At 69.2% G+C, this 11,372-nt stretch carries 10 protein-coding genes; 8 read left to right on the forward strand and 2 right to left on the reverse strand.

The features are described from left to right. The 3 genes from HOP12_02700 to HOP12_02710 all read left to right on the forward strand — a co-directional run. A partial coding sequence (locus tag HOP12_02700) for a sigma-54-dependent Fis family transcriptional regulator (GenBank protein NOT33059.1) occupies positions 1 to 751 on the forward strand: 751 nt, incomplete at its 5' end. Between the two features lie 2 nt (positions 752 to 753). After that, positions 754 to 1,965, forward strand: coding sequence for an alanyl-tRNA editing protein (locus HOP12_02705; protein NOT33060.1), 1,212 nt, complete (start codon positions 754 to 756; stop codon positions 1,963 to 1,965). After that, complete coding sequence (locus HOP12_02710) at positions 1,962 to 3,476, forward strand: hypothetical protein (GenBank protein NOT33061.1); 1,515 nt, start codon at positions 1,962 to 1,964, stop codon at positions 3,474 to 3,476. Before HOP12_02705 ends, HOP12_02710 begins: the two co-directional genes overlap by 4 nt. 42 nt (positions 3,477 to 3,518) lie before the next feature. On the opposite strand, the gene HOP12_02715 is transcribed toward HOP12_02710, so the two are convergent. Both HOP12_02715 and mutM read right to left on the reverse strand, forming a co-directional pair. Further along, positions 3,519 to 4,913, reverse strand: coding sequence for a DEAD/DEAH box helicase (locus tag HOP12_02715; protein NOT33062.1), 1,395 nt, complete (start codon positions 4,911 to 4,913; stop codon positions 3,519 to 3,521). Between the two features lie 212 nt (positions 4,914 to 5,125). Further along, positions 5,126 to 5,983, reverse strand: coding sequence for a bifunctional DNA-formamidopyrimidine glycosylase/DNA-(apurinic or apyrimidinic site) lyase (mutM, locus tag HOP12_02720; GenBank protein NOT33063.1), 858 nt, complete (start codon positions 5,981 to 5,983; stop codon positions 5,126 to 5,128). 177 nt (positions 5,984 to 6,160) lie between these two features. Between mutM and murQ the strand changes: the two genes are divergently transcribed. From murQ to HOP12_02745, 5 genes are read left to right on the forward strand one after another with little or no spacing between them, the layout of a single operon-like run. Then, positions 6,161 to 7,093 (forward strand): N-acetylmuramic acid 6-phosphate etherase, encoded by a 933-nt coding sequence (murQ, locus tag HOP12_02725; GenBank protein ID NOT33064.1) that lies wholly within the window; start codon positions 6,161 to 6,163, stop codon positions 7,091 to 7,093. Further along, entirely contained in the window at positions 7,090 to 8,343 is a 1,254-nt protein-coding gene (locus tag HOP12_02730; protein NOT33065.1) for an extracellular solute-binding protein, read from the forward strand. The genes murQ and HOP12_02730 overlap by 4 nt, the downstream gene beginning before the upstream one ends. Positions 8,344 to 8,346: 3 nt before the next feature. Continuing rightward, on the forward strand, positions 8,347 to 9,219 hold the full coding sequence (locus HOP12_02735; GenBank protein NOT33066.1) for a sugar ABC transporter permease: 873 nt from the start codon (positions 8,347 to 8,349) through the stop codon (positions 9,217 to 9,219). After that, positions 9,216 to 10,061 carry a carbohydrate ABC transporter permease gene (locus HOP12_02740; GenBank protein NOT33067.1) on the forward strand — a complete coding sequence of 282 codons (846 nt, stop codon included), beginning with the start codon at positions 9,216 to 9,218 and terminating at the stop codon, positions 10,059 to 10,061. The genes HOP12_02735 and HOP12_02740 overlap by 4 nt, the downstream gene beginning before the upstream one ends. Then, the gene (locus HOP12_02745; protein NOT33068.1) at positions 10,058 to 11,284 is read left to right on the forward strand and encodes an anhydro-N-acetylmuramic acid kinase; all 1,227 of its coding nucleotides are present in this window, start codon (positions 10,058 to 10,060) and stop codon (positions 11,282 to 11,284) included. The genes HOP12_02740 and HOP12_02745 overlap by 4 nt, the downstream gene beginning before the upstream one ends. The last annotated feature ends 88 nt before the right edge of the window (positions 11,285 to 11,372 follow it).

Raw genomic sequence — 11,372 nt, forward strand, 5'->3', positions numbered from 1 at the left:
GTCCGACGGAGGAACTCTGTTCCTCGACGAGATCGGCGACATGCCGCTCGAGGCTCAGGTGAAACTGCTGCGGGTGCTCGAGAACAACGAAGTGCGGCGTGTGGGTGAGAACTCGGCGCACCTCGTAGACCTGCGCGTGGTCGCGGCGACCCATCGAGATCTGCACGAGGAGATCGCCGCGGGGCGGTTTCGCGAGGACCTCTACTACCGGTTGAGCGTCGTCACGATCGAAGTGCCGGCACTGCGCGAACGCCGCGAAGACATCGGACTGCTCGCCGAGTACTTCCTGGCGCGGATCTCCAAGGCTCAGGGCAAGCCCGAGCTCGAGTTCTCGCCCGAGGCGATCCAGTTGCTCGAACGCTACGACTATCCGGGCAACGTGCGAGAACTCGAGAACGTGATCGCGCACGTGGTCACACTGTCCGAAGGCCCGATCGTCACCGCGCAGGATCTGCCCGACGTGGTTCGCGCGCCGCGCCTGCTGACGAGCGCCCCGGACACGCGGCCTGCCGAGCGTGAACGCCGGCCGCGTCCGCTCCGCGCCAGCCTCGGCCCGCGCGAGGTGACGGTCCCCGACGCCCGCGATCACTGGACGCTCGCCGAAGTCGAGCAGGAGCACATCCTGCGTGTGCTCGATCGCTGCCGGGGAAACGCGACCGCGGCCGCACGACAACTCGGGATCTCGCGCACGACGCTGTGGCGAAAGCTGCGCGAATACGGAGTCAGCCGGCCGGAACGGACGGGGGAGTGAGCATGGCATCGGTGCGGCTCGACTACGACGACGCCTACACCACTCGCTTCGAGGCACGCGTCGCGTCGCGCGGCGAGCATCGCGGCCGCCCCGCAGTCGAGCTGGAGCAGACCTACTTCTTCCCGGAGAGCGGCGGTCAGGAGGCCGATCGCGGCTCGATCGGCGCAACCGCCGTGACCGACGTCCAGGTCGAAGACGGTGGTCGAGTCTGGCACGTCGTGGAAGGGGCAGCTCCCGGAGCGCTTGACGCCGACACGCACGAAGCGAGTCTCGACTGGACGCGGCGGTTCGATCACATGCAGCAGCACACGGGGCAGCACATTCTGTCGGCGGCCCTGCTAAGGGTGATCGAGGCGCCGACGCTGTCATCGCACCTCGGTGAGGAACGCAGCAGCATCGAAGTGCAGCGGCCCGATGTCGACTGGCGGACGATTGAGCGCGTCGAGGCGGCCGCGAACGCCGTGGTGTGGGAAGACCGCGCGATCGAGCGTCACTGGGTCGACGACGAAGGCATCACGCGCTTTCAGCTTCGCAAGCCTCCGCAGGTGAGCGGGCGCATTCGCGTGGTGGAGATTCCCGACTGGGACGTCTCGGCGTGCGGCGGCACGCACACGCGCCGCACCGGCGAGGTCGGAGTGATCAAGGTGGTGCGCTGGGAGAAGGTCCGCGGAAACGTGCGGCTCGAGTTCCTGTGCGGAGGCCGGGCGCTCGCCGATCACGCGTGGCGAACCGAGGGCATGGTCGAGGCCGCACGACGGCGCACGCTCAAGGATCGCGAGCTCCTCGAACACCTTGAACGGGCGGCCGCGGAGCGCGATCAGTGGAAGAAGCGCGCCGAGGACCTGACGAAGCGCGTGGTCGAGCAGGAGGCGCGCGACCGAGTGGGAACGCCGCCGCGTCCGCTGGCGGGATTCCATGCCTCGCGCCCGCGCGAAGAGTTGCGCTGGTTCGCGCTCGCCGCGCTGGCGGCTGGTGCACCGTGGGTCGCGGTCGCCGCCGGTGCGCCCGAGCCGGTAGTGATCGCCGGCCGCGCGCGATCCGGGTCGCTCGATCTGCGCGAACTCACACCCGGCCTGATCGAGCGTGCCGGCGGACGCGGGGGCGGTGGCGCGGACCTGGTGCAGGTCGCGGCCACCGATGCGGGCTCGGCGCAACGCGCATTGGAGTGGATCAGCGCCGCGATCGCCGAACGCACCGGAGTTCCGTGTCCGTGAAAGCGCTGCTCTCCGCACTGGTGCTCGCACTGGCAGGCGTGGCCGGAGCGGCGCCGCGCCCGGCCGCGCCGCTCGAGCCGTGGGCTCGAACCTTTTCCGGCACCCCCGACACGGTGCTGTTCCTCGGGATCAACGGCGAGCTGCTGCGTGCGCCTTTTCACTTCGCAACCGCCGAGACGCTGTGGCGGCCGGCTGCACTCGAGCGACTGTCGCGCCTGGTCATGGCGCCCGATGGGCGTCGTGCCGCATGGATCAGCCGTTCGGGTGATCGCGACCTCACATCGCTGTGGCTGCTCGAGGCCGACGGAGTGCGCTGCGCAGCCCGCTTCGGCAGCCTCGTCCCCTCGGACTACGGCACGGTGCGCTACGAGTCGGGAGCGCCGACCCGCTCGGATCCGGTGATCGGCGGCGCACGCCTGGTCGAGGCGTCGCCGATGAGTCGTCGGGGTGCCGTGAATGTGCTGGCGTGGCGGGACGACGGCGCGCTGTTGTTCGGATTCGATCGCGGACTCGCCATGATCGCTCCGGATTCGCTGCTGCCGACCATCATCAGTTCCGCGATCGTCTCATCGCTGCGAGTGCTCGAGCCCGCGGCGGTCTATCTGGCCGAGGCGATTCGCATCGGCGACGCGGCCGCTCCCGATCCGCAGGCCGGAGGTTCGTTCGCACGGGATCCTTCGGGAATCGAAAAGCGCGGTGTGGTGGAGCAGGATCCGGCCGGGCGCGCGGTCGGCAAGGACACGCCCGGCGATGTGCCGCGCTCGGGAGGCGCGAGTTCGAGCACCAGCCGGCGACCCGAGGAGGGCCGCTATCTGATGTATCCCACCGGTCCGCTCCTCCACACCTACGCCGCAGGTGATCTCGACCCGCGCGACCTGTGGGCCGCGAGCGCGAGCACCGTGTGGTGGGCGAACGGGCGACAGCTCCGAGCGATCCGTGCCTACGATCCGACACCGCTCGCACTCGGGCAGGATGCGACGCCGATCGCGTGGCTCGTTTACGACCCGAGCCGAAACGCGCTGCTGCGTACGCGCGGGCGCGAGGTCGTTCAGCGCCCGGAAGAAAGCGATACGGAGCAAGTCCTGTGGACGGCTCATGCTCCGATCGAGGAGGTGCTCGTGTCGCGGGGCTCGACCACGTGTTTGTTCGTGACCGGAGACTCCCTCATCGCCTGGAGCCCCTCGAGCGAGACGCGCGTGACGGCCGCGCGCGGTGGAATCAAGCCGATCGCGTTCGTCGAGTGCGCAGACGGAACGCGTTTGCTGGCGGGGGAGCGTTCGGGACGGCGTTTGTTCGTGATCGAAGCAATCGGTGCCCTGCGCGAGATTCCGGTGCCGATCAAGAAGTGGAGTGCGCTCGACCTGGCTCCCGGCGGCCGGCAAGTGCTGGTCTTCGATCCCGGGTGGCGTGTGCCCGAGTCGGTGCAGGTGCTCGATCCCGCGACCGAGTCATGGACTGCCGTCGAGAATCCGGGCGTCGCGGGCTGGGAGCCGCTCACACCCATCCGGTAGCGCGTCGCCGATGCCGCGAGTCGTCTGGCGACTCGCTCAAGTCTAGCGCTTCGGCTTCTTCGCGCCTCCGGCGCGCGCCGTTGCCGCGGTGCTCTTGCCGGCGTGCGCGGCACGACTGCCGCCGGTTCGCGAGCCGTTCACCTTGAGCGCGGGGCGCGACGAGTGCGGGCGCGCGGCGGGCTTGACCGCCGGCCGTGCAGCCGGCTTGGCCGCCACCTTGGGAACCGGCTTCGAGTTGCCCTTGGCCGCCGAGCTCGCGTGGGAGCTCAGGTCGCTGTTGTAGGACACCGCCTGCTTGAGCTCCGCGGGCCGCATCCGGTAGTCGAAGTCCGGCAGCAGCACGCGAGGCAGCACGCGACCCAGGAAACGCTCGATCGCCGCCACTTCCTTTTGCTCCTCGGGGCTCATGAGCGTGAACGCATCGCCGGTTCCGCCCTCGGGACCGCTGCGGCGGATGCGATGCACGTAGTCCTCGGGCACGTGAGGGGCGTCGAAGTTGATCACGTGCGAGATGCCGTCGACGTCGATCCCGCGTCCGGCCTGCTCGGTGGCCACCACGATCTGGAGCCGCTCGCGCTTGAGGTCCGCGAGCGCACGATCGCGCTCCGCCTGGCTACGACTGGCGTGCAGGACCTCGACGCTGTGGCCGGAGCGCGTGAGATTGCGGGTCAGCCGCTCGGCGGCTTCCTTGGTGCGCGTGAAGATCACCATGCTGCGAGCTTCCTGACGCGAGATCATCTCGTTCAGCAGCTCGAACTTGAGATCTCTCGGCACCGGGTAGATCGCCTGCGTGAGGCCGGGCGTGGGCTTGGTCGTGACGCCGAGATCGATGCGGATCGGCTCGACCAGTGCTTCTTTCGCGACGCGATTCAGCTCCGGCGGCATGGTGGCCGCGAACATCAGAGTCTGGCGCGTTTCGGGCAGGAACTTGAGGATCTTGCGCAAGTCGGGGGCGAACCCGAGATCCATCATGCGGTCCGCCTCGTCGAGCACCAGCAGCTCGATGTCGTCGACGTGCAGCACCTGGCGCGCCTGCAACTCGAGCAACCGGGAGGGAGTCGCGACCAGCAGGTCGACTTCGGTCTCGCGCAGCGTCTTCTCCTGCATCGCGAGCGGAGCACCCGGATGCACGACCGCCACACGCAGGTCGGTGAAGCGCGAGAAATCGCGCGTCCCGGTCTCGACTTTCGCGGCGAGCTCACGCGTCGGGACGAGCACCAGGCAACGCAAACGACGCGGACCGTCGAGCAGTCGCGTGAGGATCGGCAGCAGGTACGCGGCCGTCTTGCCGCTTCCGGCGGCGGCCGCGGCGACGATGTCGTTCCCCTGCATGATGATGGGAATTGCCTTGCGCTGAATCGGAGTGGGTTCGACGTAGCCGGCGGCCCGGGCCCCCTTCACGATCACCGGGGGCAGCCCGAGATTTGCGAATGGCACACGACCTCCGTGGTCACGAGAAAGGGGTCGCGGCCTGCGACCCCTGCAGAGATGGGTAAGGCCTAAAAGCGGCACGTACATTAAGGTGCGATCGCGCGGTCCGGCAACGACTTTCGGCGACACTCGAAAGATTTTTCCCAAACGCGACCTTGGCCGCGCGAAACGCGGGAATCACGAGGGTCGAGCGGGGTGAAATGACGCGCCGAGCCCCCTCAGCGGCTCCGGCGGGCGGCCGGCGCCGGGGTGCGGCGCTGACAGCGGGGGCAGAAGTAGGTCGAGCGCTGGCCCTGGACGATGCGCCGGATCGTGGTGTCGCAGCGGCGGCACGGTTCGCCTGCGCGGTCGTAGACCCGCAGTTGTTCACCGTAGGCGCCGGGCTCGCCCCACAGCGAACGGTACATGCTGAAGGTGGTGCCCATGCGCTCGATCGACTCGGTGAGCACCACGACGATCTCGCGTGCGATCGCGTCCCACTCCGGCGCTCGCAGGGTTCCCGCACGCCGCCGCGGATCGATCGAGGTGCGATGCAGGATCTCGCTCGCGTAGATGTTGCCGATCCCGGCGATGCGCTTCTGGTCGAGCAGGAAGTCCTTCACGTTGATGCGCGCCCCTCGCGCGAGCTCGAGCAGCGCCTCGCCGCGCGGCGGCGTGGCGATCGGATCCGGACCGAGGATCGCGAGCGACGGGTCCTGCGCGAGTCGGCTGGTGCGCACCAGGCGCGCGATGCCGAATCGACGAGCGTCCTCGAACCATAGCGTGGTGCCGTCTCGAAGCGCGAGTCGCACGTGAACGTGAGGCGGGACACGCGCGGGCGCCGCGGAGTGGAACAGCCAGCGTCCGCTCATCCCGAGGTGCGAGAGCAGTGTCTGATCGGCGTCGAGATCCAGCAGGAGATACTTGCCGTGACGCCGCGGCGTTTCGAACGTGCGTCCGGGCAGTGCGCGCACGAGGCGGCGCGGAACCTCGCCGCGCAGCGCCTGGCCCGAGATCCAGCACGATGCGATGGTGCGGCCGACGATCACCTGCGAGAGCGCGCGACGCACGGTCTCGACTTCGGGAAGTTCGGGCATGGACCCGGACGCTAGGAATCGGCGCGCGCGCGGTCAAGAGGGCCGGGAGCCGAGTGCCGGGCAGGGGAACCCGCGACCTCGATCGCGCACGCGCCGCATTGCCGCACCGCGGCGGCCGTGGCATTCTGCGCGGGTCACGGACGACACGCTCCCTCACCGACCCCGAGGCCGCGCCCTATGGACGCTCGCGCCCGCTTCGATGAATTCGCACGCCTCGCCACCGAACAGCGCAATCCGCGCACGTTCGATCTCGACACGCTCGAGATTCCCGGCATTCTCGACCGTTTGTCGGCCGAGGACCGCACCGTGCCCGACGCGGTGGCCCTCGAGCTGCCCGCGATCGCGAGCGCCGTCGAGCTGGTGGTCGAATCGTTTCGCGCCGGGGGCCGGCTGATCTACGTCGGAGCGGGTACCAGCGGTCGGCTCGGCGTGCTCGACGCCTCCGAGTGTCCGCCGACGTTCGGCAGCGATCCCTCGATGGTGCAGGGCGTGATGGCCGGCGGCCCCGGAGCGCTGGTGCGCGCGGTCGAAGGCGCGGAAGATCGCGAGGCCGACGGCGAGCGAGCCATGGAAGATCTGGCGATCGGAGCCGCCGACACCGTGATCGGAATTGCCGCCAGTCGCCGCACCCCGTTCGTGGTCGCCGCACTCGCGCGCGCACGCGCGCTGGGCGCACGCACCGCCTACGTCACCTGCACGCCGCGCGAGGAGTTCACGCTCGAAGTCGACGTCGCGATCTGTCCCGTCGTGGGACCGGAAGCGATCATGGGCTCCACGCGCATGAAGTCCGGAACCGCGCAGAAGCTGGTGCTCAACATGATCACCACCAGTGCGTTCATTCGCAGCGGCAAGGTCTACGAGAACATGATGGTCGACCTGCGGGCCACCAGCGAAAAGCTGGTTGAGCGCAGCCGCCGAACCGTGATGATCGTGACCGGGGTCGACTACGACGCCGCGGCGCTCGCGATCGAGGCCGCCGGCAAGAGCGTCAAGACCGCGATCGTGATGATCGAACTCGCGTGCGATCGAGAACAGGCGGAGCGCCGACTCGCGCGCGCCGAAGGTTTCGTGAGGCGCGCACTGACGCCCGAATCGGGGAGGGAGCCGTGACGAAGCGAGGGATTCGAAGAGGCCGGGGATGGCGACGCTGCGCACTCGCCATGGCAGGGCTCGCGGCACTCGCGGTCGCACTCGCCGGCTGCGCGTCGAAATCGCAGGAGATCGTGTTCTGGCAGTTCTGGCCGACGGAGGTGGTGCAGCCGCTGCTCGATCAGTTCGAGCGCGAGCATCCCGGCACCCGGGTGCGCATGGAGCAGCTCACCTGGCAGAGCGGCAAGGAAAAGATCACCGCCGCGATCGCCGCGGGAAACGCGCCGGATCTGTGCGAAGTCGGCTCGACCTGGATGCCGCGCCTGCTCGCCTCCGGACAGCTCGCCGACTGGACCCACGCGACCGAATCGCTGCGCCTCCAGTTGCGCGGCTGGGACATGTGCACCGCGGGCGGGGTCGTCAACGGAGTGCCGTGGGTGCTGGGCACGCGGGCGCTGTTCTACAACAAGGCGCTGTTCGCGCGCGCGGGACTCGACTCGAGCCACGCTCCCGTGACGTGGGAAGAATTGCGAACGGCGGCCACCGCGATTCATCGACTCGGCGGCGAAGTGAAGGGCTATGGGCTGCAGGCGGGCGAACGCTACATCCTGTTCAAGAAGTTCATGCCGTTCGCGTGGGGCAACGGAGGCGAGATTCTGTCCGGCGACCTCGAACAGGGGGTTTTCGATTCTCCGGAGAATCGCACGGCGCTCGAGTTCTATCTGAGCCTGCGCCCGGTCGGAATGATCGAGCGCCAGGACCAGCTCGACCGCGCGTTCAAAGAGGGCCGGCTCGGGCTCCAGATCTCGGGCGCCTGGCTGCTCAAATCGATCCCGCGCGATGCCCCGGAGCTGCGCTACGGGGTGGCGCTGGTGCCGCGGCCGAGCCTCGAGCACGGCACGCACGCCTCGTTCGCGGGCGGCGAAGTGCTGGTGAGCTTCAAGAGCTCGAAGCACGCCGAGGGGGCGCTCGCACTCGCGCGCTTCCTCGCGCGCCCCGACAACGCCGAGGCGCTCGCGCGCGCGGCGCAGAGCGTGCAGTCCGCGGCGGTCGGCGCCGACACCAGCGCGTTCTACCGCGAGAATGCGGGGCAGGGGCTCATGATCCGCCAGTTCGAGACCGCGCACTTCACGCCGAACCATCCGGCGTGGGACGACCTCGAGGCGGTGATCGAAGATGAAGTCGAGCAGGCGCTCTACGACAAGAAGAGCGCGGCGCAGGCCGTCGCCGACGCGCAGCGCCGACTGACCGAACGACTGCGGGCGCGCTAGTCGATGCGCACGCACTCGCGCGCCACCGCGTGGGCGATGCTCTCGCCGTGGCTGCTGAGCTTCGTGCTGTTCGGGCTCTATCCGTTCGCGTTCACTCTGGTCGCCTCGTTCACGAGTTACTCGCCTCTCGAGGCCGGCGGCGCCCGCTTCGTGGGATTCGAGAACTATCTGCGAGCGCTCACGGATCCGGAGTTCTGGAACGCGCTGCGTACCACCGGCGTGTTCGTGATCGGAACCATCCCGTTCACCACCGCGCTGGCGCTCGGGCTGGCGCTCGCGGTGCAGCCTGCGTTTCGAGGTCGCACGATGTTCCGGGTCGGCTTCTTCGTCCCGAGCGTGGTCTCGATCGTGGTGCTCTCGCTGGTCTTCAAGGGTCTCTATGCGCCGAACGGCTTCGTGAATGCGGCGCTGCACGCAGTGGGACTGCCGGCGCCCGCGTGGCTGCTCGATCCCCGTACGGCGCTGCCCGCGATCATGGCGATGGACGTTTGGACCGCGAGCGGCTACTACATGGTGATCTTCCTCGCCGGGCTCGAGGCGATCCCGCACGATCTCTATGACGCCGCGCGCATCGAGGGCGCCTCGAACTGGATTCAGTTCACGCGCATCACGCTGCCGCTGTTGCGGCCGACGCTGCTGTTCGTGCTGGTGGTGAACACCGTGCGAAGCCTTCAAATCTTCGCCGAGGCGTTCGTGATGACCGGTGGCGGGCCGCTGAAGAGCACCACAACGGTCGTCTACTACCTCTACGAAGAGGCGTTCACGCGCTTCCATCTGGGCTACGCGAGTGCGGTCGCCTACCTGTTGTTCGCGATCACGCTGGTGCTCGCGTGGGGGCAGATGAAGCTGGTGAAGCCCTCCGGGGAGCCGCGATGAGCGCGGCCCAGGAGGCCCGCGAGTCCGGGATCCGGCAGGTCGCCGCACTGCCGCGCTGGCTGTGGCTCGGCCCGCTGCTGCTCACCATGCTGATGCCGTTCGGCTGGATGCTTCTGGTTTCGCTGTCGCGCGGCGCCAGCGGATCGTTCGGCAGTGCGCTCGCGGGGCCGTTCGGCTGGGAGCACTACCGCGCGCTGTTCGGTGCCGCTTCGGTGCATCGCTACCTGGCGAACAGCGCGCTGGTCGCCGCCGCGGTGGTGACGCTGAACGTGATGACGGCGGCGATGGTCGGCTGGGTGCTCGGGCGCCGGCGGGTCCCGGGCGAGCGGTTCTGGACGCTCGGCATCGTCGCCACGCTCATGCTGCCGAAGCAGGTGCTGATGATCCCGCTCTACCTGGTGCTCGCGCGGCTGCATCTGCTCGACACCTACGGCGCGCTGATCCTGCCGTTCGCCGTCGACGCGTTCAGCATCTTCCTCGTGCGGCAGTACGTCGCGGGCTTGCCGCTCGAGCTGGAAGAAGCCGCGCGCGTCGATGGCGCGTCGGACTGGACGATCTTCCGGCGCGTGATCCTGCCGCTGCTCAAGCCGGTGCTGGCGGTGATCGCGATTCAGTCGTTCCTCACCAACTGGAACTCGTTCCTGTTCCCGCTGATCTTCGTGGACTCGGAGCGCCTGCGGACGCTGCCGGTCGGGCTCGCGCTGCTGGCGCAGGGCGAACACAGCGTGGACTGGGGACTGCTGATGGCGGGTTCGACGGTGGCGTCGCTTCCGGTGCTCGCGGTGTTCGTGGTGTTTCAGCGCCGCATCCTGGCCGGCATGCTCGCGGGCGCCGAGAAGTGACCGCGGCTCGTGCCGGCAGGGTGCTCGACACCGATGCGCTGCGGGAGATTCGCGTCTATCCGACGCGCTCCGAGCACCACATCGTCGGGCTCATGAGCGGCACCTCGGCCGATGGCATCGATGCCGTGCTGGTCGAGTTCGCGGGTGAGGCGACGTCGCGTGTGCTGCGTCACGAACACGTTGCGTTCGATGCGGCGCTGCGGGCGGGTGTTCTCGAAGCGTCGGCGGCTCCGCGGCTCGAACCGGAGGCGCTGATGCGACTCGATGCGGCACTCGGTGAACACTACGCCGCAGCGACGCTTCAGCTGATCGGAAACTCGGGGCTCCCAGCGACTCAGGTGGACGCGATCGGCCTGCACGGCCAGACCATTCGACACATCCCGCGTGCGGCGGGCGCCGGCACTGCGCTGAGCTGGCAGATCGGTTCCGCGGCGATCGTCGCGGAGCGGACCGGCCTGCCGGTGGTCTCCGATTTTCGCTCCGGCGACACCGCCGCCGGAGGTGAAGGCGCGCCGCTGGTCCCGATCGCGGACTGGTGGCTGTTCCGCTCGCCCGCCGAGTCGCGCGTGCTGCTCAACCTGGGCGGCATGGCGAATCTGACCTGGCTCGCCGCCTCGGGCGGGCTCGAAGACGTGATCGCGTTCGACACCGGGCCCGGAAACTCCGTGATGGACGGACTCGTGGCGCTCGCCACCGAAGGCGCAGAGCGATTCGATCGCAATGGCACCCGGGCCGCCGCTGGGCGGGTCGCGGAGCCACTGCTGGCCGAGCTGATGGGCGACCCGTTCTTCGCGCTCGCCCCGCCGCGGTCGACCGGACGCGAACGCTTCGGAGCGGCGTACGTGGCGCGGGTGCGGGAGCGGGCGCTAGCAGTCGGACTCTCGGACGACGATGCGATCGCAACTGCGACCGAACTCACCGCCGCGTCGGTGGCGCATGCGATCGAGCACTTCGTGAAGCCGCTCGGGGTGGTCGATGCGCTCTACGCGAGCGGGGGCGGGGCGCGAAACCACACCCTGCTCGAGGCGCTGGCGCGACGGCTCGCGCCCGTTCGCGTCCAGTCGCTCGAGGCGTTGGGGGTGGCGACCGAGAGCAAGGAGGCGCTCGCGTTCGCGTTGCTCGCGCATCGCACGTTGCTGGGGCTGCCGGGCAACGTGCCGAGTGCGACCGGGGCGGCGCGTGCGACCGTGCTGGGGCGCATCACGCCGGGGCGGGCCCGATGAGCGCGCGCCGCCACCTGGGCGCGATCGTGGCGATCGTGCTGCTCGCGTGCTTCGCGGCCTCGTGTGCGCCAACCACGCCACCCGTGAG

Source organism: Candidatus Eisenbacteria bacterium (assembly GCA_013140805.1).
Classification (GTDB): Bacteria; Eisenbacteria; RBG-16-71-46; order RBG-16-71-46; family RBG-16-71-46; genus JABFRW01.